The sequence below is a fragment of the Rhizobium changzhiense genome (assembly GCF_013087625.1).
GTDB classification, from domain to species: domain Bacteria; phylum Pseudomonadota; class Alphaproteobacteria; order Rhizobiales; family Rhizobiaceae; genus Rhizobium; species Rhizobium sophorae.
The window spans coordinates 52,173-78,213 of sequence record NZ_JABFCQ010000006.1; the positions used below are offsets into that span (position 1 = coordinate 52,173).

The following is a 26,041-nucleotide window of genomic DNA, read 5'->3' on the forward strand; positions in this document are numbered from 1 at the left end:
TGGCCCATGCTGCTGACCTCCTCATCAAGTTTCCGTGATATTCGGCATCAAGCTCCAGGGAAAACTTGACTTTCAGGGTCATGAACTGCTCAAGGGATGCGCATTCATTCGGAGGGACATAATGAATTCGCGCTCTATCCTCGCATCCATGCTGCTTGCTGCTTCGGCGCTGATGTCGCCTTGCATCGCTGCGGCCGCAGAAATCAACCTTTACACGACGAGAGAGCCGGCTCTGATCGCACCTCTTCTGGAGGCGTTCACCAAATCGACCGGGACGAAGATCAATACGATTTTCCTGAAGGATGGCCTGGCAGAGCGTGTCGCCTCCGAGGGCGCCAGCTCCCCGGCTGACATCCTGATGGCCGTCGATGCCGGCAACCTTGTCGATCTGGTCGACAAAGGCGTAACGCAACCGGTCGAATCGCCTGTTCTGAATTCGGCAATCCCGGAACAGCTGCGTGATCCCAAGGGCAACTGGTTTGCACTTTCGATGCGCGCGCGTGTGCTCTACGCGGCCAAGGACATTGACATTAGCACATTCGACTACGAGGAGCTTGCCGATCCCAAGTGGAAGGGCAAGGTCTGCATACGCTCGGGTCAACACCCTTATAATACGGCACTGTTTGCTGACTACATCGCTCATTACGGCGCGGAAGAAACCGAGAAATGGCTGACAAGTGTCAAGGCCAATCTCGCCCGTAAGGCAGCCGGCGGCGATCGCGATTCGGCCAAGGATATCCTCGGCGGCATTTGCGATATCGGTATCGCCAACTCCTATTATGTCGGCCTGATGCGGTCCGGCAAGGGTGGTGAAGAGCAGGTCAAGTGGGGCGACGCCATCAAGGTCATCCTGCCGACCTTCAAGAACGGCGGGACGCAGGTGAATATCAGCGGCGCGGCAATCGCCAAGCATTCACCGAACAAGGCTGAAGCCGTCAAACTTCTCGAATATCTCGTCTCTGACGAAGCACAGAAGATCTATGCTGAGGCCAATTACGAATATCCCGTGAAGGCAGGCGTCGCGGCCGATCCGATCATCGCATCCTTTGGCGAACTAAAGATCGACAGCAAGCCCTTGTCCGAGATCGTCAGCCATCGCAAGCAGGCGAGTGAACTCGTAGACAAGGTCGGCTTCGACAACTAAGGACAGGGAAGGCGCCGCTGACAGGCGCCTTCCCCCGAAAACGGACCAAGTGATGTTTCCGAGCTCGGCGCCCGCCCGTTCTGCAAAGCGCCCTGGCAGCGCATGGCTGACGATTGCCGCCACTATCGCCCTCATTGCCATGTTGCCGATCGGGGGTTTGCTCATCGAAGCCTCGAAGGGTTCGGCGGGTCTTTGGGGACATCTTTTCTCGACCATCCTTCCCGTCGCGCTTGTCGACACCGTCATTCTCCTTGCGGGGGTCGGCGTCATCACTGCTGTGGTTGGCACGACGACGGCATGGCTGGTGACCGCCTATGATTTTCCCGGCAGGCATGCTCTGGAGTGGATGCTGCTTCTGCCGCTTGCCGTTCCGACCTACATCGTTGCCTATGCCTATCTGGATATAATGCATCCGATCGGTCCCGTGCAGGATGCCGTGCGCTGGTTGCTAGGCTACGAGACCCCGCGCCAGTTTCGCCTTCCGGACGTCCGTTCCACGGCTGGCTGCATCCTGCTTCTCGGAATCGTGCTCTACCCCTATGTCTACATCCCCACGCGCGCGATGTTCCTCACGCAATCCGGCAATCTCGTCGACGCGGCACGCACGCTCGGCACATCTCGCCGCGCGGTCTTCTGGCGGGTCGCTCTGCCGCTCGCGCGCCCCGCTGTTGCCGTGGGTATCAGCCTTGCACTGATGGAAACGTTGAACGATATAGGCGCCGCCGAATTCCTCGGTGTCCGAACGATCACCGTTTCCATCTATACGACCTGGATCACCCGCTCCGATTTATCGGGAGCGTCGCAGATCGCCCTTGCCCTTCTTCTCATCGTCGTCGCAATTGTTGCGGTTGAGCGATGGGCGCGACGCAAGCAGGGCTACTCGATCGATGTGCGCCGGATGCGAAGTTTCCAACCGCGGCGGGTATCCTTGGGAAAAGGCGTACTGCTGTTTCTCGGCGGTCTTCTGCCGGTCATCCTAGGCTTCGCCGCGCCCGCGCTCTATCTGTTGATCGAAGCGGCAAAACGCTATCGGTTCGCTGGCATATCCCCACGGATCATCGATGAGGCCGTGAATACGATCGTTATCGCCACCCTGGCGACAATCACGACCGTCATCCTTGGCCTTCTCGCCGTCTACGCGACCCGCCTGCGGCCGGGCCAGCCGTCCTCCTGGCTCCTGCGCTGTTCCACGATTGGCTATGCGGCTCCCGGCACCGTGGTCGCCATCGGCGTGCTGATCATCCTTGGCGGGCTCGACCAGTTTATCGACCGCACCGCGCTTTCCTTGTTTGATGTGTCCACTGGTCTGCTCCTGATGGGATCGGGTGCTGCCGTCATATATGCGCTCATCGTGCGGTTTCTGGCGATCTCCGCCGGCAGCATGGAAGCCGGTCTATCGCGCATTTCCCTGTCGCTTGATCATGCGTCACGTTCGCTGGGGCAGTCCACCGCAGGCACCCTGCGGTACGTGCATTTGCCGCTTTCAAAGGCGGCAATCTCAGCTGCCGCGCTACTGGTCTTCGTCGATTGTGTAAAGGAGCTGCCGGCGACGCTCCTCCTGCGGCCACTCAATGTCGAGACTTTCGCAACTCATCTTTATGGAGAGGCTGCCAGAGGCACTTACGAGGAAGCCTCGATTGCAGCGCTCGCCATCGTGCTGATCGGCATCCTGCCGGCCATTTTGCTGTCGCGGATCGGACGTATCCGCTAGCAGGCATGCCGATGGGAATGCCGGCTCCGCGACCTCCATTAAACAACGCAAAGCGACACATCGATCGCCATGGCAAGGTCGTGGCCGAATGGCTGCTTGACCTCTGTAAATCGTAACACCGGCACCAGGAGAGAGGCCATTTTGGAGGGGCCAAGGGACGTCGTGGAGGAGCGGGACCAAAAATGGACGTTGCCGACTTGACGTTTTCCGCCCTATGCGAAATGCTAAGATGTCAGACCAATTCAGAGGTCGGCTGCCTGATAAGAAAATGGGGAACCATGAAGGCAAATCGTAGCGACAGGCCGGTGATCCGGCCGCTTCCGGTCATGGACCGCGCGCGTCAGGTGACCGATGCGCTGGCGGATTATGTTGAGGAAGCCAGGTTGAAGGCGGGCGATCGGCTGCCGGCCGAGCGCGAGCTGATGGCAGCCCTTGCCGTCGGCCGCTCGACCATTCGCGAGGCGATCCGCCATTTCCAGGCGCTCGGCGTCATCGAGACGCGCAAGGGCAGCGGCACCTATCTGCTGAAGCCGGTTTCCAGGGCAACGATCCATATGCCGCTGTCGTTCGACACGGTTCATCTGCGCGACGTGCTGCTGCAGACGCTGGAGGTTCGCCGCGGCATCGAATGCGAAGCGGGCATGGTTGCGGCGCGGCGACGCACGAACACGGATCTCGTCGTCATCGAGGAAAAGCTGGATGCTATGGAGCGGGTGCACTTGGAGAAAGGCACCTCCGGGCCGGAGGATCTGGCCTTTCATCTCGCCGTCTACGACGCCACTCACAATCCGCTGTTTCGCCAGCTTCTCGAACAGATGCGCGAGACCTTCGAGCGCTTCTGGGAGCATCCGTTCGACCGGCAGGATTTCGCGCGCCGGTCCTTTCCCTTTCACCGCACCCTTTTCGACGCGATCGCTGCCGGGGATCCCGAGGCGGCGCGCGCCGAAACATTGAAAATTCTCGATATCGTCGAGGAAGACATCAAGGAAATGTCCAAATGAGCAACGGCGCAGAACCGTTCGATCTTGCTTCCCTCATCACCGCGCATGACGAAGGCAACTTCGCCGACGCCGTCGTGCCGCCGATTTTCCAGACGTCGCTTTTCACCTTTTCCGATTATGACGACATGATCGCCTCCTACCGCGGCGAGAAGGTGCGGCCGATCTACACGCGCGGGCTGAACCCGACGGTACGTGCCTTCGAGGAAATGCTCGCCAAGCTCGAAGGTGCCGAGGATGCGCTGGGTTTTGCCAGCGGCATGGCGGCGATCTCGTCGGCGGTCTTAAGCTTCGTCGAACCGGGCGACCGCATCGTCGCTGTCAAACATGTCTATCCCGATGCGTTCCGGCTGTTCGGCACCATCCTGAAGCGGATGAAGATCGAGGTGTCCTATGTCGACGGGCGCGACGAGGAAGCGGTCGCCCAGGCGCTGCCCGGCGCCAAGCTGTTCTACATGGAAAGCCCGACGAGTTGGGTGATGGAAGCGCATGATGTCGGCGCGCTCGCAGCACTCGCCAGACAACATGGCGTCGTCTCGATGATCGACAATAGCTGGGCAAGCCCGTTCTTCCAGCGGCCGCTGACGCTCGGCGTCGACCTCGTCATTCATTCGGCCTCGAAATATCTCGGTGGCCACAGCGATGTGGTGGCGGGCGTCATCGCGGGCTCGAAGGCGATGATTGCGCGCGTCAAGGCAGAGGCCTATCCTTATCTCGGCGGCAAGCTTTCGCCGTTCGACGCCTGGCTCCTGATCCGCGGGTTGCGCACGCTGCCGCTGCGCATGCGGGCCCATGAGGCATCCGCTCTCGAAATCGCCAGGCGCCTGCAGAAGCTCGATGTGGTGGAGACAGTCTGCCATCCGGGGCTCGCCAACCGCCTGCCCGCCGGCCTCAACGGCACCTCGGGCCTGTTTTCGTTCATATTCCGCGAAGGCGTCGATATCCGCGCCTTCGCCGATCACCTCAAGCTCTTCAAACTGGGCGTAAGCTGGGGTGGACATGAAAGCCTGATCGTACCGGGCGAGGTGGTGCTTCAGCAGAAGGCACAGCCGAATTCCGCACATGCCTTCGGCATCCATGCGCGATCCGTACGTCTCCATGTCGGCCTCGAAGGAACCGAGGCTCTGTGGAGAGACATCGAGGAGGCGCTCGCCGCCGCCTTACAATCCTGAAACCCGAGAGAAACCTAACAAGGGGGAACTGAGCCATGAAAAAACTAATAATCTCGACGCTCTTTGCTTCGATGATGGCGGGCACGGCCTTTGCCGATACCACGCTCAAGCTTGTCGAAGTAATCACCAGTCCGGAGCGCACCGAAACGCTGAAATCGATCGTCGGCAAATTCGAAGCCGCCAATCCCGGCACCAAGGTCGACATCATCTCGCTGCCCTGGAACGAAGCGTTCCAGAAGTTCGCGACCATGGTATCCGCCGGCGACGTGCCCGATGTGATGGAAATGCCCGATACCTGGCTATCGCTCTATGCCAATAACGGCATGCTCGAGAGCCTGGAGCCCTACCTCGAAAAGTGGGAGCACACCAAGGAGTTGACGCCGCGCGCGCTCGAACTCGGCCGCGACGTCAAGAACACCGCCTATATGCTGCCCTACGGCTTCTATCTCAGGGCGATGTTCTACAACAAGAAGCTGCTGTCGGAAGCCGGCGTCGCCGCGCCGCCGAAGACGATGGAAGAATTCACCGCCGCTTCGGAAAAGGTTTCCAAACTGCCCGGCAAATATGGCTACTGCATGCGCGGCGGACCGGGCGGCCTCAACGGCTGGATGATCTTCGCCGCCTCGATGGCCGGCTCGAACAAGTACTTCAACGACGACGGCACCTCGACGATGAACAGCCCCGGCTGGGCCAAGGGCATCGAATGGATGGTCGATCTCTACAAGAAGGGCTATGCGCCGAAGGACAGCGTAAACTGGGGCTTCAACGAAGTCGTCGCTGGCTTCTATTCCGGCACCTGCGCCTTCCTCGACCAGGACCCGGACGCGCTGATCGCCATCGCCGAACGCATGAAGAAGGAGGATTTCGGTGTCATGCCGCTGCCGAAGGGCCCCGACGGCAAGTCCTTCCCGACCATCGGTTATGGCGGCTGGTCGATGTTCACGACCAGCGGCAACAAGGACCTCTCCTGGAAGCTGATCGCCACCCTCGAAGGGCCTGAAGGCAATCTCGAATGGAATAAGCGCATCGGCGCCCTGCCGGCCTACACGGCGGCCGAGAAGGACCCCTTCTACGCCGGTGACCAGTTCAAGGGCTGGTTCGAGGAACTGGCGGACCCGAACACGGTACCAACAGTCATGCCGACCTACCTCGAGGAATTCGCCTTCTTCAAGGATTCGCTGGCGATCAAGACCTCGCAGCAGGCATTGCTCGGCGATATCTCGGCGAAGGATCTGGCCGACCAGTGGGCCGAATACCTCACCAAGGCGCAGCAGAAGTTCCTCGCCAAGAAATAAGCGACGGATCGACGGCGGCGGCCTCGGAACAGGCCGCCGCCGCTTTTTTTGATGACACAGACGGCACATGAACGCCGCGAATGGGAACTTCTGGCTGATGACCATTTCCGCCGATACGCTCGACATGCGTCGCGACCGCAGGCCATGGCTGCGTCGCGTTGCCGATGCTTCGGAGCCCTATCTCTACAGCGCGCCGTCGCTGATCCTGATCATTGCGGTGATGCTGGTCCCGCTGACGGTCGGCATTTCCTACGCCTTCCGCGATATCCAGCTGCTCAATCCGTTTTCCGGTGGCTTCATCGGGCTCGATCATTTCCGCGAGCTTGCCGGCGATGCCGCCTTCTACGGCGCGCTGCGGAACACGCTCTGGTGGACCGGCGCCTCCGTCGTCCTGCAGTTCGTCTTCGGGCTGATCCTGGCGCTGCTGCTCGACAAACCGTTCAAGTGCAGGGCAATCGCGCAGGCGCTGGTCTTCCTGCCCTGGGCCGTGCCGTCCTTTCTCGCCGGCCTCAACTGGGCTTGGCTGTTCAATCCCGTCATCGGGCCGATCCCGCACTGGCTATTCGCCCTCGGGCTAATGCATGAGCCGGGCAATATCCTCTCCGATCCCAATTATGCGATGTGGGGACCGATCGTCGCCAATGTCTGGTGGGGCATTCCCTTCTTCGCGATTACGCTGCTTGCGGCGCTGCAGGCGATCCCGCGAGATCTTTATGAGGCGGCGTCGATCGACGGCGCCGGCTGGTTCCAGCGCTTCCGCTCGATCACCCTGCCGTTTCTGGCGCCAACGATCGCCATCACCGTGCTGCTGCGCACCGTGTGGATTTCCAATTTCGCCGATCTCATCGTCGTCATGACCAATGGCGGCCCGGCGGACCGGACGCAGATCGTCGCGAGCTACATCTTCACGACAGCCTTCAGGCGGCTCGATTTCGGCTATGCCTCGGCGATCGCGCTGGTGCTGCTCGTGCTGCTGCTTGCCTATTCGATGCTGATCATCCTGCTCCGGCAGACGCTGCTGAACAAGGATTGAGATCATGAGACGATCCGTCATTCCCACCGTCGCACACCGCCTGGCGATCCTCTGCTATATCGGCTTCGCCCTCTTTCCGCTGTTCTGGCTGCTCAAGGTCTCCGTGACGCCGAACGACCTGCTCTATAGCGAGGGCGTGCGCATGTGGCCGTCGCGCACGACATGGGATCACTATGCCTTCGTGCTGCGCCACAGCGCCTTTCCGACCTTCTTCAAGAACAGCCTGATCGTCTCGGCCTCGACGGCCGTCACCGTGACGATCTGCGCCTCGCTGTCCGGCTACGCGCTGTCGCGCTTCAATTTCCGGGCAAAATACTGGATCGTCGCTCTGATGCTGCTGACCCAGATGTTCCCGCTGGTCATGCTGGTCGCGCCGATCTTCAAGATCCTGTCGCCTCTGCATCTGACCAACAGCCTGACCGGGCTCGTCATCGTCTACACCGCCTTCAACGTGCCTTTCGCCACCTTCCTGATGCAGTCTTTCTTCGACGGCATTCCGAGGGATCTCGAAGAGGCGGCGAAGATCGACGGTGCGACGCAGTTCACGGCGTTTCGCCAGATCATCCTGCCGCTCACGCTGCCGGGGATCGCCGCCACGCTCGGCTTCGTCTTCACCGCCGCCTGGAGCGAACTGCTCTTCGCGCTGATGCTGATCAACGGTAATGACGCGGCGACCTTCCCCGTCGGCCTTCTCACCTTCGTTTCGAAATTCTCGGTGGATTTCGGGCAGATGATGGCGGCGGGCGTCATGGCGCTCATTCCGGCCGGCCTCTTCTTCCTGCTTATCCAGCGCTATCTCGTCCAGGGCCTGACGGCCGGCGCGGTCAAGGGTTAAACAAATGGCATCGATCGACATCCAGAATATCCGCAAAGCCTATGGCCATGTGCAGGTGCTGCACGGTGTCGACCTCGAAATCCGGGACGGCGAATTCGTCGTGCTCGTCGGCCCATCCGGCTGCGGCAAGTCTACGCTGCTGCGGATGATCGCCGGGCTGGAGGAGGTCACATCAGGTGAGATCCGCATCGCCGGCAACAGGGTCAACGAGCTGCATCCCAAGGATCGCGACATCGCCATGGTGTTCCAGTCCTATGCGCTCTATCCGCATATGAATGTCGCCGGCAACATGAGCTACAGCCTCAGGCTGCGGAAGGTGGCGAAGGAGAAGATTGCAAGCGCGGTGGCAGCGGCGGCCGCCAAGCTTGGCCTCGATCCGCTGCTCGAACGCAGGCCGAAGGCGCTTTCCGGCGGCCAGCGACAGCGCGTCGCCATGGGTCGCGCCATCGTGCGCCAGCCGAAGGCCTTCCTGTTCGACGAACCGCTGTCGAACCTCGATGCGCGTCTGCGAGAACAGATGCGCGCCGAAATCAAGAAACTGCATGGCGACCTGAAGGCGACCTCGATCTACGTGACCCACGACCAGATCGAGGCAATGACGCTGGCAGACCGGATCGTCGCCATGCATGGCGGGGTGGTCCAGCAGGTCGGCAGTCCCCTGGAACTCTATGACCGCCCCGCCAATCTCTTCGTTGCCGGCTTCATCGGCTCGCCGGGGATGAATTTCCTCGAGGCCAGCTATGATGCCGGCGGCGTGAAGCTGAAGGACGGCACGATCGTGCCGCTTGCAAATCCTCTGCCGCTTGTCGACGGTGCGAAGGTGACGCTGGGCATCCGTCCGGAGCATGTGCTGATGAGCGATGGCGGGGCGGGGCTCGCCACCGATGTGGAACTCGTCGAGCCCACAGGCTTCGGCATCATCCTGCACCTTGCCCTGCATGGCCTGCCGTTCAAGATCTTCACGCTGAACCGTGAAGCGCTGAAGGCAGGTCCGAAGGTCAATGTGGCCTTCCCGCCCCAGTATCTGCACGTGTTCGATGCCGAAGGAAAACGCGTCGACTGAGTGGGCGAGGTAGGTTGCGCGCTGCCGCGGTGGTGGCTGAGAGACGGATTGAATGGCGAAACCCTCCCGCACTGCGAGCGGAAAAATCTTTTGCCCCGTCGCCCATGAGGGCTATATCGTCCGTGTGATCTTGCTGGACTGGATGCCATGACCGACACTGTTCTCGACCGCTTTCTCCGTTATGTCGTTATCGACACGCAATCCGACCCTGCCTCGTCGACGCAGCCGACCACCGGCAAGCAGAAGGATCTCGGCCGGGTTCTGGTCGATGAACTGCTGAAGATCGGTCTGGCGGACGCGCATCTCGATGAACACGGCTATGTCTACGCCACCATTCCGGCCAATAGCGACAAGACGGTGCCGGTCATCTGTTTCTGCTCGCACATGGATACGGCACCCGATTTCAGCGGCACCGATGTCAAGCCGCAGATCGTCAGGAACTATGCCGGCGGGGATATCAAGCTTGCCGGCGACACGGGCCGGGTGATCCGCGTCAGCGACCATCCCGAACTGCAGAACCAGATCGGCAACGATATCGTCACGACCGACGGAACGACATTGCTTGGCGCCGACGACAAGGCCGGACTGGCTGAAATCATGACCGCGGCTGCGATGCTCGTCGACAATCCTGATATCAGGCACGGGACGATCAAGATCCTGTTCACCCCCGACGAGGAAGTCGGGCGCGGCGTCAACAAGGTCGACCTGAAGAAACTCGGTGCCGACTTCGCCTATACGATGGACGGCGAGACGGCCGGCCATATCGAGGACGAGACCTTTTCGGCCGACGGCGTCGAGATCAGCATTTCAGGCGTGGCGATCCATCCCGGTTTCGCCAAGGACCGCATGGAAAACGCCATCAAGATCGCCGGCGCCATCATCGACCGGCTGCCGAGGGATATTGCTCCCGAGACCACGGAAGGCCGGCAGGGCTTCATCCATCCGATCGGCGTCACCGGCTCGATGGAGAAGGCGTCGCTGAGCTTCATCATCCGTGACTTCACCGACAAGGGGCTGACGGAAAAGGAAACGATGCTCGAAGCCATCGTCAAGGACGTGATGGCTGCCTATCCCGGCTCGACCTATCATTTTCAGGTGAAGGAGCAGTATCGCAACATGAAGGTGGTGCTCGATCGTCACCCCGAGATCGTCGAGAACGCCATCGAGGCTGTGCGCCGGGCCGGCATGACGCCGGTGCGCGGCAGCATCCGCGGCGGCACGGATGGCTCGCGCCTTTCCTTCATGGGATTGCCGTGCCCGAACATCTTCGCAGGCGGCCATGCCTTCCACTCGCCGCTCGAATGGGTGAGCCGCCAGGATATGGAAAAGGCCGTCAAGACGATCGTAGAACTGGCGAAGGTCTGGGAAGAGCGCGCCTAGGCGCGCTTCCACCTAACTCTTAAACCGGAAGGGTGGTTGACTAGCCGCCGTTCGCCGGAAGGCTTTCGCGCAGCATCACGCTGTCATAGGCGGGCCGGGGCGTCGGGATCGCGATGGGCATTCCCGGCTCAGGCTCGACCGATGTTGCCGGCGATGTTTCCGGCGCGGTCACCGGTGCAGTGATCGGCATCTGCGCCGTGCTCGCCGTCGCCATGGGGTCCGGAGCCGGCAGAGGAATGGGAACCGCCGAGGGTATCAATGCCTCGAATTGCGGCGGCAGCATGCTTTCGCCGGGCACATAATTCATTGCCACCTCGTAGGAGGGCAGCGGCGGCGGCGTTTGAAGCATGCCGTTGGAGTCGCGCTTCTCGTAGAAGGCGTTGCCGCCGGCGACCGTCACATAGTGCATGTTGTCGTAGGGGAATTTCAGTCCATTCGTGTGGAAGAACATCGCATCCTTCACCGCTGGATGGCGGGCGCCCTTGACAAGTATAGCGTCGGCCGCGCTCGCAAGCTCGGGTTCCGCCTGCGGCTTGACTTCGCGCGTCATCACGCCGGGCGCAAATTGCTTTTTCTGCGCCACGACGCCGCAGATGGAAGGGGGATAGGCGCCGGAGGTCAGTCTGTTCATGACAACGGTCCCGACAGCCATGTAGCCGTCCTTGTCCGAATGCTGCGATTCGAAATACATCGCGCGTTGCAGGCAGTCGCGATCCTTGGCCGTATAATTGAACGTAACTTTTGCCGATTGACCCTGCTTCGTCTTGGTGTTCGCCGCCGTTGCCGCCGGTTTCGATGTCGTCGTGCAGCTTGCAGCTGCCAGTCCTACGAACAAAATCCCGATCAGGGATTTTCCAAAGGAAATCTCCGCCCTCAACGCCAAGTGCCTCCTATGGGATTAGTCCAGCCCTTTGTGATTAAGTGAAAACGTTTTACTCGTCATATGACTGAAATACAAACAACCTCAGATCACAAAAAGCCCAAGGGACTCTCGCCAAATGCGATTCCGGCGGTGACCTCCCGCATGTTCCTTAAATCAGAATCGATTTAAGGATAAAATCATCCAGCAATTCAAAGTGTTACAGCTCCTTGCGGCTCTCGAAAAGACGCGCGGCGCAGTCGGTCGCCGCCCTATCTCCATCAGCTGCGGAACAGTTTCCAGCGGGTCGGCTTGAAAGCCACCCGGTTGCGGTCAAGCCTGTCGGCCTCGCTCGGCGGCAACTCGATCTCGATATGCGGGCGATCATTGCCGATATTGAGTTCGATATGGCGAGTGCCGGCCACGCGGCGGCTGGAGACCGGCTGGCCGGCGATACAGTTTTCAGCTGATTCGCAGAGCCTGACGTCATGCGGGCGGAAGTAGAGCTGCGCCGTGCCATCCGGCTCGCCTTCGGCATTGAGGCCGAGCGAGCGGCCTTCGAAGCGAATGTCGCTGTCGGCAACCTCGACCTCAAGGCAGTTCGACTGGCCGATGAAGCCGAAGACGAAGGGAGAATTCGGATTGTCGTAGACCTGGTCCGGCGTGCCGACCTGTTCGATCGCGCCCTGACTCATGACGACGACGCGGTCGGCAAGCTCCAGCGCCTCATCCTGGTCGTGGGTGACGAAGACGGTGGTGTGTCCGGTGCGGTCGTGGATCTCGCGCAGCCATTTGCGCAGGTCCTTGCGCACCTGGGCGTCGAGTGCGCCGAAGGGTTCGTCGAGCAGCAGCACGTTCGGCTCGACAGCCATGGCGCGGGCGAGCGCCACGCGCTGGCGCTGGCCGCCGGAAAGCTGCGCCGGATAGCGTTTCTCAAGGCCGGAAAGCTGCACGAGTTCGAGCAGTTCCAGCGCCCGCCGGCGGATATCGGCCTTCGGCGGCCGCCGCGCACCGCTTCTGACCTTCAGGCCGAAGGAGACGTTTTCGAGCACCGTCATGTAGCGGAACAGAGCGTAATGCTGGAAGACGAAGCCGATATTGCGCTGCTGCACCGATTTCTTCGAGGCATCTTCGTCGCCGAAGAAGATCAGTCCCTCGGTCGGGCTTTCCAGGCCGGCGATCAGGCGCAGCAATGTCGTCTTGCCGGAGCCCGATGGGCCGAGCAGTGCGATCAGCTCGCCGGAGCGAATGTCGAGCGTGACATCGTGCAGCGCCGGAAAACGATCGAATTCCTTGCGGATGTTTTGAACGCGTACTTCCATTCCAATTCCTTCAATGCCGCCGGCTGGCGGCGATTTCCGCGCTATAGCGCATTTCCAGCAGCGTCTTCAAAACAAGAGTCACGAGCGCGAGCAAGGCCAAAAGCGTGGCGACCGCAAAAGCGCCGGTGAAATTATACTCGTTATAGAGAATTTCCACCTGCAGCGGCATGGTGTTCGTCTGGCCGCGGATGTGGCCTGACACCACCGAGACGGCGCCGAATTCGCCCATGGCGCGGGCGTTGCAGAGCAGTACCCCGTAAAGCAAGCCCCATTTGATATTCGGCAACGTCACGTGCCAGAAGGTCTGCCAGCCGCTGGCGCCGAGCGAAAGGGCTGCCTCCTCGTCGGCCGTTCCCTGTTCCTGCATCAGCGGGATCAGCTCACGGGCGACGAAGGGGAAGGTGACGAACATGGTGGCGAGGATCAACCCCGGCACCGCAAACAGGATCTTGATGTCGTGCGCGCTGAACCACTGGCCGAGCCAGGTACTGGAGCCGAACAGCAGAACGAAGACCAGGCCCGATATGACGGGTGAGACCGAGAAGGGCAGGTCGATCAGCGTCGTCAGGAAGGCCTTGCCCTTGAACTCGAACTTGGCGATCGCCCAGGCGGCGGCAACCCCGAAGATGAGGTTGAGCGGCACGCTGACGCCGGCAACGATCAGTGTCAGGCGGATCGCCGAGAAGGTCTCGGCGTCGGCGAGCGCCTCGAGAAAGGGGCTGGCTCCCTTGCGGAAGGCCTCGACGAAGACGGCTGCGAGCGGCAGAAGCAGGATCAGCAACAGGAAGACGAGCGAGAGGATGATCAGGGTGAAGCGTGCGATCCTGTTTTCGGTGGTCACCGAACGCAGCTTCGTTGGTTGAGCGGTCGCATCAAGCGCCATAACCGTACCTCCGCCTGCTCCAGCTCTGGATGAGATTGATGACGAGCAGCATGGCGAACGAGATGATCAGCATGATCGCCGCAATGCCGGTCGCTGCGGCGTAATTATACTCTTCGAGTTTGATGATGATCAGCAGCGGCGCGATCTCCGATTTGAACGGCAGGTTGCCGGCGATGAAGATGACCGAGCCGTATTCGCCGACGCCGCGGGCAAAGGCGAGCGCAAAGCCGGTGAGCACGGCGGGCGCCAGCCCCGGCAGCAGTACGCGGAAAATCGTCTGGAAGCGATTGGCGCCGAGCGTTGCCGCAGCCTCCTCCACTTCCTTGTCGATTTCCTCCATGACCGGCTGCACGGTGCGCACCACGAAGGGCAGGCCGACGAAGATCAGCGCCACGACGATACCGGCCGGTGTAAAGGCGATCTTGATGCCGAGCGGCGTCAGGAACTGGCCGATCCAGCCGTTCGGCGCGTAGAGCGTCGTCAGCGCGATGCCGGCAACGGCGGTCGGCAGCGCAAAGGGCAGGTCGACCATGGCATCGATGACGCGCTTGCCGGGAAAGCGGTAGCGCACCAGCACCCATGCCAGGATGATGCCGAACACGGCGTTGACGATCGCGGCGATGAAGGCGCTGCCGAAGCTGATGCGCAATGCGTTCAGCGTGCGCGGATCGAGCGCGATCGACCAGAATGTTTCCCAGCCGAGCGCGCTCGACCGGACGGCAAGGCCCGAGAGCGGGATGAGGATCAGAAGGGTGAGCCAGGTCAAGGTAAGGCCGAGCGCCATTCCGAAACCCGGAATGACACTCGGCCGCTTGAACCGCCACCGCGTGGGGCTATGTGCTTTCATGAAGTCTATTATTGGGCCGGCTTGTAGATTTGGTCAAATACCCCGCCATCACCGAAGAATTTCGGCTGTGCGTCCTTCCAGCCGCCAAAGTCGTCGATAGTCGCCAGCGTCAGCTTCGGGAAGCGGGCGATGTCAGCCGGATCGGCGGCTTCCGGCTTGGTCGGCCGATAGTAGTGCTTGGCAGCAATCTTCTGGCCCTCGTCCGAATAGAGGTAATTAAGATAGGCTTCGGCGACCTTGCGTGTGCCCTTCTTGTCGACATTGCCGTCGACGACGGCGACCGGCGGGTCGGCGCGGATGGAGAAGGCCGGCGTTACGATCTCGAACTGGTCGGGACCGAGCTCTTCAAGCGAAAGGTAGGCTTCGTTTTCCCAGGCGAGCAGCACGTCGCCGAGGCCGCGCTGGACGAAGGTGGTCGTGGCGCCGCGGGCGCCGGTATCGAGAACCGGAACGTGCTGCAGCAGTTTCGTCACATATTCCTGCGCCTTGGCGTCGTCGCCGCCATTCGCCTGCTTGGCCCATGCCCAGGCGGCAAGGAAGTTCCAGCGGGCGCCGCCCGAGGTCTTCGGGTTCGGGGTGATGACCTGCACGTCGTCCTTGATCAGGTCGCCCCAATCCTTGATGCCCTTCGGATTGCCCTTGCGGACCAGGAAGACGATCGTCGACGTATAGGGCGTCGAATTGTTGGGCAACTTGGTCTTCCAGTCGGCCGGGATCTTGCCGGTCTTCTTGGCGATGGCGTCGATATCGCCTTCGAGAGCCAGAGTGACGACATCGGCGTCGAGGCCGTCGATGACGGAGCGGGCCTGAGCGCCGGAGCCGCCATGCGATGCCTGGATCGTCACGGTTTCACCGGTGTCCTTCTGCCACTTGGCGGCAAAGGCGGCATTGAAATCCTTATACAATTCGCGAGTCGGATCGTAGGAAACGTTAAGAAGCGTCTGATCCGCGAATGCAGGAGCAATGCTCCCGATTGCGAAGCTGCCTGCCATGACCGCGGCTGCGATGAGCCGGGTGAGCCGTTGTGTCTGCATTGGGGAACCCTCCGTGTTTGTGCCTAAACACTATCAAGTCAGTCGTATAATGAAACAAAGGTTCTTCCGGTTCCGGCGCTACCGTTAGAATGCCGTTCCATTTCAGGGTCGATTTTGAAATAGACGTGCCGAAGTTGGCCGCGGCCAATCGGCCGCCGCTGTCGTCCCGTCGCAGGGCCGTGTTTTTTTGGCCACAGTTCCTCCACGAAAGCGCCATTCTCCGCAGATTTTTGCCAAGTTTTTGCCGCGATGGCACTTGCGGGTTCCTATATGGCTCCCGTGCGGCCGTATTCGCCGACCGCTACGCGGGGGCATCCCTTGAAGTGCGCCTCGCATTCCAAACCTGTTAGGGCCATTCAAAATGAATATCAGAACTATCCTTTTTGCCTCCGTTGCCGCCCTTGCCGCGGCCTCCGGAGCCCGCGCAGCCGACGCCATCGTGGCGGCGGAACCCGAGCCCGTGGAATATGTTCGCGTTTGCGACGCCTACGGTACCGGCTATTTTTATATTCCGGGAACGGAAACATGCCTTTCGATCGGCGGTTACATCCGTACCGAAGTGCGCTTCGGTGAGCAGATATCCGGCGATTCCGACGTAAACTTCTGGACTCGCGGTCAGGTCACCTTCCAGGCCAAGAACGACACCGAGTATGGTACGCTCACCGGCGTCATCACGCTGCGTTACAATGTCGACAACGCCTCCGATCAGGAAGCTCTGCTGGATGAGGGCTATCTCGACATTGCCGGTTTCCGCGCCGGTAAGCTGTATAGCTGGTGGGATGACGACATGAGCGGCGAGACAGATACGCTCGCCAGCAACGAGACGACCCACAACTCGATCCGTTATCAGTACGAGTCCGGCGCTTTCGCGGCCGGCATTTCGGTCGACGAACTGGAAGATGACTACGCCACCAAGCCGGGCGAAGGCCCGAATAACTTTGGTGTCGCAGGCCAGGTCTCCTACAAGGCCGGCGCCATCAGCGCTTACCTGCTTGCCGGTTATGACACCGACACCAGCGAAGTCGCTGTCCGCGGTATCGTCTATGCCGACATCGGCCCGGGCACTCTCGGCATCGCCGGCGTATGGGCAAGCGGCGCCAACTACTACTACGAAGAGTCCGAATGGACGATCGCAGCAGAATACGCCTTGAAGATCAACGACAAGTGGAAGGTCACTCCCGGCTTCCAGTACTTCGAAAACATCGCTCTCGAGGCTGACGGCAACGGCTTCACCGGCGGCAGCGCCTACACGACCGGTGTTACCATCGACTACCAGATCGTCGAAGACCTGCGTTCGAAGCTCAGCGTGCAATATCACGATGAGGACGAAGGCGACGACGAAGTGTTCGGCTTCCTGCGCTTCCAGCGCGATTTCTAAAGCAATTCCAGGAAACGTGCGAAGCGTTTTTCCGTCCGGACTTGCGTAAAATCAAGAGATTAGAGCGGTTCTGCGTTAAGCTGAACCGCTCTAACTTAGTCTGATTGCAGACGAGCGGGCGCGACCTTCGGGCCGCGCCTTTTTCTAATGCCGAAAAGTGTGAGCGGTTTTTGGGCGTCACACCCGTGAATCGGCGATGAAATCGGAATAGAATTCGTCGACCGTTCTTGCCTTGCGCATGGCGGCAAGCACGCCGTCCGATTGCAGGCGGCGCGCGATGGCGGACAGCACGTTCAGATATTCGCCGCGATTGTTTTCTCCGAAGAGCAGCACGAAGGCGATGTCGGTCGGGATATCGTCGATTGCCTCGAACTCCAACGGCTGGGCGAAGCGGATGAGCAGGCCGCGCGGGCTGGTCATGCCGTCGATCGCCGCATGCGGGATGGCGATGCCGTTGCCGATCCCCGTCGAGCCGAGCTTCTCACGCACTTCCAGCGCCTTCAGGATGGTGTGGCCGTCGACGGAGAAAGCCTTGGCGGCCTTGTCGGCTATGGTCTGCAGCGCGCGCCATTTGGTCTGCGCCGACACGCCGATGAAGCTGTGTTCCGGCCTGATGATGTTGGGAAGGTTCATGTCATTCTCGATGCTGTTCGGGCTCGATACTGTTCGGGCAGCAGGAGGGAAGGGACGTCAGTCCGGTTCCCTGAGCCGGTAGCCGACGCCGGTCTCCGTGGTGATATAGTGCGGCTGGTCCGGAATCTGCTCGATTTTTTGCCGCAGTTGCCGGACATAGACGCGCAGATACTGCACATCAGCCGCCGGCCCCCATATCTGCTTTAGAAGAAACTGGTGTGTCAGCACCTTGCCAGCATGCTGGGCGAGCACGCGCAGGATGTCGTATTCCTTCGGCGACAGCTTTATTTCTGCGCCGTCGACCTTGACGATGCGCTTGACGAGATCGATCGACAGCCCGCCTGTCTGGAAGATCGCCTTTTCCCCCTGCTGCTGCAGGCGGTGGCGCAGCGCCACACGGATGCGGGCGCCGAGCTCGTTGATGCCGAAGGGCTTGGTGACGTAATCGTCGGCGCCGCTTTCCAGCGCCTTGACGATGCCGGCCTCGTCGGTGCGACTGGAGAGAATGACGACCGGCATGGAAAGCCCTTCGTCGCGCCACTCCTGCAGCAGGTCGTGGCCTGATTTGTCGGGCAGGCCGAGGTCGAGCACGATGAGGTCGGGCATGACGTCGGCGACCGACTGGCGGGCGGCGCTGGCGTTCGGCGCTTCCTGCACCTCGTAGCCCTGCGCGGTCAGGCCGACGCGGAGCAGCTTGCGGATCGGAGGCTCGTCGTCGACGACGAGGATTTTGACGGCTGAACCGGTCATCGGAGTTCATCCAGTTTCGGAATGTCGGTGGGTTTCGGCAGGCGGATGGTGAAGACGGCGCCCGGACGGCCCGTCCGGTTGCCGGCGGTGATCGTGCCGCCCATGGCCTCGATGAAGCCGCGGCAGATGGAAAGGCCAAGCCCGGTGCCGGCGCGCACCTGATCGCCCTTGCGCACGCGGTAGAAGGTGTCGAAGACGCGGGTGAGATCGGCCGGCGGAATGCCCGGGCCTTCGTCCGAGACCTGCACGACGACGTTGTCGGCATCTGCCCAGCCCTCGATATGGATCACCGATCCGTCGGGCGCGTATTTCGCGGCATTGTCGAGCAGGTTGAAGATCACCTGCTCGAACAGGACAGGATCGACGCGCACCATCGGCAGGTCGGCGGGAATGCTCATTTCGGTCTTGTGATGATCGAGGATCTTTGCGGCCCGGCGCAGCGCGCTGCCGATGATATCGCCGGCATAATGCAGCGCGTGGTTCGGCTCCATCGCGCCGGATTCGATCTTGGTCATGTCGAGCAGGTTCGCGATGAAGCGGTTGAGGCGTTCGGATTCGTCGACGACGGTCGACAGCAGATCGCTGCGGTCCTCCTCCGGCATCGAGGCGAAATAATCGCGCAGCGTGCCGGCGGCGCCGAGGATGGCGGCAAGCGGGGTCTTCAGGTCGTGCGAAATCGATGTCAGCAGGGCCGAGCGCAACCGGTCCGCTTCGGCCGCAAGTCTTGCCCGGTCGACATCGGCAACAAGCTGGATGCGTTCGATGGCAAGGGCCGCCTGGTCGGCGAGCGCATCGAGCAGCCGCTGTTGCTCGGGCGTCAACAGCGGTCCGTCGCGGCGGTCGCTGTCGAGGCCGATGACGCCGACGGCGGTGCGCCCGGTTCGGAGCGGCACATAGAGGCGTTTGGCGCCGGGCAGGGTATCGGCGCCGCGGCCGGCGGCATGATTATGCTCCCAGGCCCAGCGGGCGGCGGCGATATCGGCATCGTCGAGCGTATCATCAGGAGGATAACCGGCCTTGACGGCGATGCTGCCCTCTTCCGGCAGCAGCAGCACGACGCGGACCTTCAGCATCGAGGCGAGCTGGAAGGCGGTTGCCCAGAGCACATCGTCGAGCGTGCCGGTGCCGGCGAGCTTTTTCGAGAAGAGATAGAGGTCCTCCGTCGTGCGCGCCCGCTGGCGGGCGGCGGCGGCCTGGCGCTGCACGGTCGCGGTCAGGTTGCTGGCGATGATGGCGACGCCCAGGAAGAAGAACAGGGCAAGCACGCTTTCCGGATCGCTGATCGTCAGCGTGTAGCGCGGCGGCAGGAAAAAGAAGTTGAAGGACAGCGCGCTGAGGATGCAGCTGTAAAGCGCTGGCCGCAGGCCGTGGAGGACGGCCGAGGTCAGCACCGCCATCAGGAAGACGAGGGCGAGGTTGCGCACGTCGAGCACCTGGTCGAGCACGACGCTGACGCCGAGCGCGATGGCGACATAACCGGTCGCCAGCAGGTAGGCCCTGAAATCCAGTGGCGGCGCAGTAGCGGCCGCCCTGACGCCACGCGCGGTGGTGCCGTCCTTCTCATTGCCTGAAATGACATGGACGCTGATCTCGCCGGTCTTGCGGATCAGCTCGTCGGTGATCGAGCGGTGCCACCAATCGCGCCATGTCGGCTTCTTCGGGGCGCCGATGACGATGTGGGTGACGTTGTTGGCGGTGGCGTGGCGGACGAGCTCTTCGGCTACCTCGCGGCCGGGAAGGGTGATCGCCTCGCCGCCGAGCTGCTCGGCAAGGCGCAGCGTGGATGCGACGGTATCGCGCTCGGCTTCCGTCAGATTGATCGAGCGGTTGGTCTCGATATAGACGGCGGCCCAGGGCGCGCGCAGCCGCGAGGCCATGCGGGCCGCGTAGCGCACCAGCGAGGCGGAGCGCGGATGGTGGTCGACCGAGACGAGGACACGTTCGCCCGCCGCCCAGGGGCCCGATATGGCATGCGCCTGCATATGCGTGAGCAACTGGTCGTCGACGCGCTGGGCGGTCTTGCGCAGTGCGAGCTCGCGCAGCGCCGTCAGGTTGCCCGGCGTGAAATAATTGGTCAGCGCCCGCTCGGCGGTGCGCGGCACGTAGACCTTGCCGTCATGCAGGCGCTTGATCAGATCATCCGGCGTCAGATCGATGATCTCGACGTCATCCGCAAGGTCGATGATCGAGTCCGGCACCGTCTCGCGCACGCGGATGCGGGTGATCTGCGAGACGACGTCGTTCAGGCTTTCGACATGCTGGATGTTCAACGTCGTATAGACGTCGATGCCACGATCGAGCAATTCCTTGACGTCGAGGTAGCGCTTCGGATGGCGGCTGCCCTCGGCATTGGTATGGGCGAGTTCGTCGACCAGCACGAGATCGGGCCGGCGGGTGAGGATGCCGTCAAGGTCCATTTCCTCGAGCGGCCGGCCCTTGTAGCTGATTTCGACACGGGGGATGATCTCGAAGCCGGCGACGAGCGCCTCGGTCTCCTTGCGGCCATGGGTCTCGACGACGCCGATGACGACATCGAGACCGTCGGCGATCTTGGCACGGCCGGAGACGAGCATCTCGTAGGTCTTGCCGACGCCGGGGGCGGCACCCAGAAAGATTTTCAGACGGCCGCGCGTCTCAGCCCGGGCTTTTTCGAGAAGCGCATCGGGCGAGGGCCTGCCGGCCTGGTCGCGATTGTCGTCTGGCATGCGTATGGTCTTTCTGCAAATGATGTGGGGGACGCATTACGTCTCCGTATCCCTCATTCCTGTGCTTGTCACAGGAATCCAGCCACGCGAAGTCCTTCGCGTGGAAGGACTCTCGTGCGTCGCCGACGCGACGCGGCTGGATCCCTGTGACGAGCACAGGGATGAGGGAGGAGGAGAAGTCGCGACCACAACCTTTACTCAGTCATAGAAGCATCAAGGCTCTGGTTCAACGCCAGAACATTGACGGTGGGTTCGCCGAGAAGGCCGATTTCGCGGTCTTGGACAGCGCCGTCGACCAGCGCCTTGACCTTGGCTTCATCCATGCTCCGTGCCTTGGCGACGCGCAGCACCTGGAAGTAGGCTGCTTCCGGCGAGATATGGGGGTCGAGGCCGCTACCCGAAGCGGTGACGAGGTCGGCGGGCACGTCGGCTGTCGGGTTCGTTGCCTTGGCGGCCTCGTAGTCGCCCTTGACGCGGTCGATCAGCTTCTGGCTGGTCGGGCCGAGGTTCGAGCCGCTGGAGGCAGCCGCATTGTAGCCGTCGCCGGCGGCCGAGGGACGGCTGTGGAAATACTTGTCGCTGGTGAAGGCCTGGCCGATCAGCGTCGAGCCGATCACCTTGCCGTCCTTCTCGATCAGGCTGCCGTTCGCCTGGGTCGGGAAGAGGACCTGGGCAGCACCCGTCATGGCGAGCGGATAAAGCAGGCCGGTGATGGCGGTGGTGGCGACGATCATGACGATCGCCGGACGAAGTTCTTTCAACATTGTTCCTACTCCTTGAAGTGTTCAGGCGAGACCGAGGGCTGCGACAGCCATGTCGATCGCCTTGATGCCGATGAAGGGGACGATGATGCCGCCGGCACCATAGATCAGCAGGTTGCGCGACAGCAGCGCGCCGGCGCCGATCGGACGGTAGCGCACACCCTTCAGCGACAGCGGAATCAGCGCGATGATGATCAGCGCGTTGAAGATGATCGCCGAGAGAATGGCGCTTTGCGGCGTCGAAAGCCCCATGATGTTCAAGATGCCGAGCTGTGGGTAAAAGGTCAGGAACATCGCCGGGATGATGGCGAAGTATTTGGCGATGTCATTGGCGATCGAAAAGGTCGTCAGCGCGCCGCGCGTCATCAACAGCTGTTTGCCGATCTCGACGATCTCGATGAGCTTCGTCGGGTCCGAGTCGAGGTCGACCATGTTTCCGGCCTCGCGGGCGGCGACCGTGCCGGTGTTCATGGCGACGCCGACATCGGCCTGGGCGAGCGCCGGCGCGTCGTTGGTGCCGTCGCCGCACATGGCGACGAGCTTACCCTTCGATTGTTCCTCGCGCATCAGCGCCAGCTTCATCTCCGGCGTTGCCTGGGCGAGGAAGTCGTCGACGCCGGCCTCGGCGGCGATGGCGGCTGCCGTCAGCGGGTTGTCGCCTGTGATCATCACGGTGCGGATGCCCATGCGGCGAAGCTCGGTGAAGCGTTCGCGGATGCCGCCCTTGACGATGTCCTTCAACTGGATGATGCCGAGCAGCCTGCCGTCGCGGGCGACCGCCAGCGGCGTGCCGCCTGATTTGGCGACCTCGTCGGCGATCGACTGCAGTTCGCGGACGACCTCGCTGCCGTTCTTCGAGGATGCATCGCCGTTGACATGAGCCAGCACGGCATCGACCGCACCCTTGCGGATCGAGGCGCCTTCGAGATCGACGCCGCTCATGCGGGTCTGGGCGGTGAAGGGCACGAAGGTCGCCTTGAGGCTTGCCATGTCGCGGCCGCGGATCGCATATTTCTCCTTGGCGAGCACGACGATGGAACGGCCTTCCGGCGTTTCGTCGGCAAGCGAGGCGAGCTGGGCGGCATCGGCGAGATCCTGTTCGGAAACGCCGCGAACCGGGCGGAAGGTCGTCGCCTGGCGATTGCCGAGCGTGATCGTGCCCGTCTTGTCGAGCAGCAGCGTGTCGACGTCGCCGGCGGCTTCGACCGCGCGGCCGGACATGGCGAGCACGTTGAAGCGGACGAGGCGGTCCATGCCGGCGATGCCGATCGCCGACAACAGCGCGCCGATCGTCGTCGGAATCAGCGTGACGAAGAGGGCGACGAGCACGATGATCGGGATCGAGCCACCGGCATAGATGGCAAAGCTCGGGATCGTCGCGGTGGCAAGCACGAAGATCAGCGTCATGCCGGCAAGCAGGATGTTGAGCGCGATCTCGTTCGGCGTCTTCTGCCGCTCCGCGCCTTCGACGAGCGCGATCATCCGGTCGAGGAAGGTCGAGCCGGCAGCGGCGGTGATGCGGACGCGGATCCAGTCGGACAGCACCTGCGTGCCGCCGGTGACCGCCGAGCGATCGCCGCCGGATTCGCGGATGACAGGGGCGGATTCGCCGGTGATCGCCGCTTCGTTGACGGAGGCTACACCTTCGACGACCTCGCCGTCCGACGGGATGATGTCGCCGGCCTCGACGAGTACGAGATCGCCGACCTTGAGGCTGGTGCCCGGCACCATGCGGTAGCCGCTGCCATTATTGGCGGTGAGCAGCTTCGCCTGAGTTTCGGTGCGCGCCTTGCGCAGCGAATCCGCCTGCGCCTTGCCGCGGCCTTCGGCGACGGCTTCGGCAAAATTGGCAAACAGCACGGTGAACCAGAGCCAGAGATTGATCTGGAACGAGAAGCCGAGATTGCCGTTGCCTGCCACCAGATCGCGCAGGAAGAGGACGGTGGTCAGCACCGAGACCGTGGCCACGACGAACATGACCGGGTTTCTGGCAAGCGCGCGGGGGTTGAGCTTCTTGAAAGCGGCCCCCACGGCCGGAATGAGGATGCGAGAATCCATGACGCTCGCGGATTTTGCCTGGCTCATAAGAGACTCCAGCTTTGAAACGAGGATGGCGAACCGGAAGCCGGTCAGCCCTGTAAGATTTTGAAGATGGCGGCGATGACGAGGAGGCCTTCCATCATCACCAGGATGATGTCGGAGGCTTGGGGTCTCGGGCCATTCCCACGTTCCGGCGCACCGGGACGTGGATGGAGGGCGTTGCGAAGCCTGTGGCGAAGGATCATGGCATCACCTCAGAAGGTCTGGCCGGCGATCATGACCAGGTGCTCGACGACAGGGCCGAGCGCCAAGGCCGGGAAGAAGGTCAGGCCGCCGACGATCAGGATCGTGCCGATAAGCAGGCCGACGAAGAGCGGACCGTCCGTCGGGAAGGTGCCGGCCGAGGCCGGAACCGTCTTCTTGGCGATCAGCGAGCCGGCGATGGCAAGGGCCGGGATGATGACCAGGAAGCGCCCGGCGAGCATGCCGATGCCGAGTGTCACGTTGTACCAGGGCGTATTGCCGGTCAGGCCGCCGAAAGCCGAGCCGTTGTTGGCCGCAGCCGACGTATAGGCATAGAGGATTTCGGAGAAGCCGTGCGGGCCGGCGGTGCTGATCGAGGCGACGGCGCTTGGAAGCACCGTGGCGATCGCGGTGAAGACCAGCATGGCGAGCGGCAGGCAGAGAATGGCGAGAACGGCCATCTTCATTTCCTTCGCCTCGATCTTCTTGCCGAGATATTCCGGCGTGCGGCCGACCATCAGGCCGGCGACGAAGACGGCGACGATGATGAACAGCAGGATGCCGTAAAAGCCCGCGCCGACACCGCCGACGATGACTTCGCCGAGCTGCATGTTGATCAGCGGGATGAGGCCGCCGAGCGCGGTGAAGCTGCCGTGCATCGCATTGACCGCTCCGCAGGAGGCGGCCGTGGTGATGACCGCAAAGAGCGAGGATAGGGCGACGCCGAAGCGGACTTCCTTGCCTTCCATGTTGCCGCCGCCAAGACCAAAGGCATGCATCAGCGGGTTGCCGGCAGCTTCCGCCCAATAAGTGATACCGACACCGACGATGAACAGGATGCCCATCGTGGCAAGGATCGCCCAGCCCTGGCGCTGGTTGCCAACCATGCGGCCGAAAACGTTGGTGAGGGCCGCACCGATCGCGAAGATCGAGACCATCTGGATGAGGTTGGAGATCGCATCCGGGTTTTCGAATGGATGGGCCGAATTGGCGTTGAAGAAGCCGCCGCCATTGGTGCCGAGCATCTTGATCGCAAGCTGTGAGGCGACGGGGCCGACGGCAATCGTCTGCTGCGCGCCTTCGAGCGTGGTCGCATTGACATAGGGCCCAAGCGTCTGCGGCACGCCGAGATAGACGTAAACGATGGTTAGCACGATGCAGATCGGCAGCAGGATGTAGAACGTGCCGCGGATCATATCGACCCAGAAATTGCCGATCGCCTTGCCTGACGCCCGTGCGAAAGCACGGATGAAGGCGACAGCGATCGCCATGCCGGTCGCGGCCGACAGGAAGTTCTGCACCGTGAAGCCGGCCATCTGGGTCAGATACGACATGGTGCTTTCGCCGCCGTAATTTTGCCAGTTGGTGTTTGTGGGAAAGCTGACGGCGGTGTTGAACGAAAGCTCCGGCGGGACGGCGGCCATACCGGCCGGATTATAGGGCAGGATGTTCTGCAGGCGCAGCAGCGCGTAGAGGAGGAGGATGCCGAGCAGGTTGAACATCAGCATCGCGAAGGCATAGGAGGTCCAATGCTGCTCCTCACGCTCGCTGGTGCCCGCAATACGGTAAAGCCCCCGTTCGATCGGAACGAGGACCGGGGAGAGGAATGTGCGCTCGCCATTGTAGACACGCGTCATGTAACCGCCGAGCGGTTTGACGAGCACGAGGACGATCCCGCAGTAAAGCAGGATCTGAAGCCATCCGTTGAGGGTCATTTGGGGTAACTTTCAATACCCGGCTGCTTCTCGGTCGCACATGCGCGACCTCAGAAGCGCCGGTTCTCTTCAAAAGCGTTCTGGGCGAAGGAGAGCGTAGGTGAGGTAAACGGTGAGAAACACGGTCACGGCACCGCTCAAGACATAATCGAGGGTCATCGTCGGTTCTCCTGTCAAAGCCTGTCGCAGGCTCGGGTGTAGGCAAAGCACAGCGCGAAGAATATGATCGCGGTGCCGAGT

Annotated in this window: 23 protein-coding genes; 10 read left to right on the plus strand and 13 right to left on the minus strand. The window is 61.8% G+C overall.

The window, feature by feature from the left end:
* The first annotated feature begins 148 nt into the window (after positions 1–148).
* The 9 genes from G9X68_RS25595 (at position 149) to pepT (ending at position 10,631) form a co-directional block, all read left to right on the plus strand.
* Entirely contained in the window at positions 149–1,144 is a 996-nt protein-coding gene (locus G9X68_RS25595; RefSeq protein WP_171605067.1) for a Fe(3+) ABC transporter substrate-binding protein, read from the plus strand.
* A 52-nt stretch (positions 1,145–1,196) separates the two neighbouring features.
* On the plus strand, positions 1,197–2,855 hold the full coding sequence (locus G9X68_RS25600) for an ABC transporter permease (protein WP_171604778.1): 1,659 nt from the start codon (positions 1,197–1,199) through the stop codon (positions 2,853–2,855).
* A gap of 278 nt (positions 2,856–3,133) precedes the next feature.
* On the plus strand, positions 3,134–3,856 hold the full coding sequence (locus G9X68_RS25605; protein ID WP_171604779.1) for a FadR/GntR family transcriptional regulator: 723 nt from the start codon (positions 3,134–3,136) through the stop codon (positions 3,854–3,856).
* Complete coding sequence (locus tag G9X68_RS25610; RefSeq protein ID WP_171604780.1) at positions 3,853–5,025, plus strand: PLP-dependent transferase; 1,173 nt, start codon at positions 3,853–3,855, stop codon at positions 5,023–5,025. Before G9X68_RS25605 ends, G9X68_RS25610 begins: the two co-directional genes overlap by 4 nt.
* Positions 5,026–5,060: 35 nt before the next feature.
* Positions 5,061–6,320, plus strand: a complete 1,260-nt coding sequence (locus tag G9X68_RS25615) for an ABC transporter substrate-binding protein (protein ID WP_171604781.1) — start codon at positions 5,061–5,063, stop codon at positions 6,318–6,320.
* A gap of 97 nt (positions 6,321–6,417) precedes the next feature.
* On the plus strand, positions 6,418–7,353 hold the full coding sequence (locus tag G9X68_RS25620; RefSeq protein WP_171604782.1) for a carbohydrate ABC transporter permease: 936 nt from the start codon (positions 6,418–6,420) through the stop codon (positions 7,351–7,353).
* 4 nt (positions 7,354–7,357) lie between these two features.
* Positions 7,358–8,188: a carbohydrate ABC transporter permease gene (locus tag G9X68_RS25625; RefSeq protein WP_166472052.1), complete on the plus strand. Its 831-nt coding sequence runs from the start codon at positions 7,358–7,360 to the stop codon at positions 8,186–8,188.
* Between the two features lie 4 nt (positions 8,189–8,192).
* Positions 8,193–9,251, plus strand: coding sequence for an ABC transporter ATP-binding protein (locus tag G9X68_RS25630; RefSeq protein ID WP_171604783.1), 1,059 nt, complete (start codon positions 8,193–8,195; stop codon positions 9,249–9,251).
* Between the two features lie 147 nt (positions 9,252–9,398).
* Positions 9,399–10,631 carry a peptidase T gene (gene pepT, locus G9X68_RS25635; protein ID WP_171604784.1) on the plus strand — a complete coding sequence of 411 codons (1,233 nt, stop codon included), beginning with the start codon at positions 9,399–9,401 and terminating at the stop codon, positions 10,629–10,631.
* A 40-nt stretch (positions 10,632–10,671) separates the two neighbouring features.
* Here the strand turns inward: pepT and G9X68_RS25640 are convergent, their stop codons facing one another.
* The 5 genes from G9X68_RS25640 to G9X68_RS25660 all read right to left on the minus strand — a co-directional run bounded on the left by G9X68_RS25640 (position 10,672) and on the right by G9X68_RS25660 (position 15,576).
* The gene (locus G9X68_RS25640) at positions 10,672–11,508 is read right to left on the minus strand and encodes a cell wall hydrolase (RefSeq protein WP_171604785.1); all 837 of its coding nucleotides are present in this window, start codon (positions 11,506–11,508) and stop codon (positions 10,672–10,674) included.
* A 263-nt stretch (positions 11,509–11,771) separates the two neighbouring features.
* A complete protein-coding gene (locus tag G9X68_RS25645) occupies positions 11,772–12,812 on the minus strand; it encodes a sulfate/molybdate ABC transporter ATP-binding protein (RefSeq protein WP_171604786.1) in 1,041 nt (346 codons plus the stop codon).
* 10 nt (positions 12,813–12,822) lie between these two features.
* Positions 12,823–13,695: a sulfate ABC transporter permease subunit CysW gene (gene cysW / locus G9X68_RS25650; RefSeq protein WP_171604787.1), complete on the minus strand. Its 873-nt coding sequence runs from the start codon at positions 13,693–13,695 to the stop codon at positions 12,823–12,825.
* Positions 13,685–14,542, minus strand: coding sequence for a sulfate ABC transporter permease subunit CysT (gene cysT / locus G9X68_RS25655; protein ID WP_168312180.1), 858 nt, complete (start codon positions 14,540–14,542; stop codon positions 13,685–13,687). The genes cysW and cysT overlap by 11 nt, the downstream gene beginning before the upstream one ends.
* An 8-nt stretch (positions 14,543–14,550) precedes the next feature.
* Entirely contained in the window at positions 14,551–15,576 is a 1,026-nt protein-coding gene (locus G9X68_RS25660; protein ID WP_171604788.1) for a sulfate ABC transporter substrate-binding protein, read from the minus strand.
* A gap of 361 nt (positions 15,577–15,937) precedes the next feature.
* Between G9X68_RS25660 and G9X68_RS25665 the strand changes: the two genes are divergently transcribed.
* Positions 15,938–16,954 carry a porin gene (locus G9X68_RS25665; RefSeq protein ID WP_129419082.1) on the plus strand — a complete coding sequence of 339 codons (1,017 nt, stop codon included), beginning with the start codon at positions 15,938–15,940 and terminating at the stop codon, positions 16,952–16,954.
* Between the two features lie 177 nt (positions 16,955–17,131).
* Here G9X68_RS25665 and G9X68_RS25670 read toward each other — a convergent pair whose 3' ends face one another.
* The 8 genes from G9X68_RS25670 to G9X68_RS25705 all read right to left on the minus strand — a co-directional run bounded on the left by G9X68_RS25670 (position 17,132) and on the right by G9X68_RS25705 (position 25,960).
* On the minus strand, positions 17,132–17,587 hold the full coding sequence (locus tag G9X68_RS25670; protein ID WP_171604789.1) for a PTS sugar transporter subunit IIA: 456 nt from the start codon (positions 17,585–17,587) through the stop codon (positions 17,132–17,134).
* Positions 17,588–17,644: 57 nt separating this feature from the next.
* On the minus strand, positions 17,645–18,337 hold the full coding sequence (locus G9X68_RS25675; protein WP_129419084.1) for a response regulator transcription factor: 693 nt from the start codon (positions 18,335–18,337) through the stop codon (positions 17,645–17,647).
* On the minus strand, positions 18,334–21,042 hold the full coding sequence (locus G9X68_RS25680) for a sensor histidine kinase (RefSeq protein WP_171604790.1): 2,709 nt from the start codon (positions 21,040–21,042) through the stop codon (positions 18,334–18,336). The genes G9X68_RS25675 and G9X68_RS25680 overlap by 4 nt, the downstream gene beginning before the upstream one ends.
* A 194-nt stretch (positions 21,043–21,236) precedes the next feature.
* Positions 21,237–21,806, minus strand: coding sequence for a potassium-transporting ATPase subunit KdpC (gene kdpC / locus G9X68_RS25685; protein WP_171604791.1), 570 nt, complete (start codon positions 21,804–21,806; stop codon positions 21,237–21,239).
* A 21-nt stretch (positions 21,807–21,827) separates the two neighbouring features.
* The gene (gene kdpB, locus G9X68_RS25690) at positions 21,828–23,888 is read right to left on the minus strand and encodes a potassium-transporting ATPase subunit KdpB (protein WP_171604792.1); all 2,061 of its coding nucleotides are present in this window, start codon (positions 23,886–23,888) and stop codon (positions 21,828–21,830) included.
* Between the two features lie 44 nt (positions 23,889–23,932).
* Positions 23,933–24,088 carry a hypothetical protein gene (locus tag G9X68_RS25695; RefSeq protein WP_171604793.1) on the minus strand — a complete coding sequence of 52 codons (156 nt, stop codon included), beginning with the start codon at positions 24,086–24,088 and terminating at the stop codon, positions 23,933–23,935.
* A gap of 9 nt (positions 24,089–24,097) precedes the next feature.
* Entirely contained in the window at positions 24,098–25,801 is a 1,704-nt protein-coding gene (gene kdpA, locus G9X68_RS25700; RefSeq protein ID WP_171604794.1) for a potassium-transporting ATPase subunit KdpA, read from the minus strand.
* A gap of 69 nt (positions 25,802–25,870) precedes the next feature.
* Positions 25,871–25,960 (minus strand): K(+)-transporting ATPase subunit F, encoded by a 90-nt coding sequence (locus G9X68_RS25705; protein WP_003547774.1) that lies wholly within the window; start codon positions 25,958–25,960, stop codon positions 25,871–25,873.
* Positions 25,961–26,041: the final 81 nt, after the last annotated feature.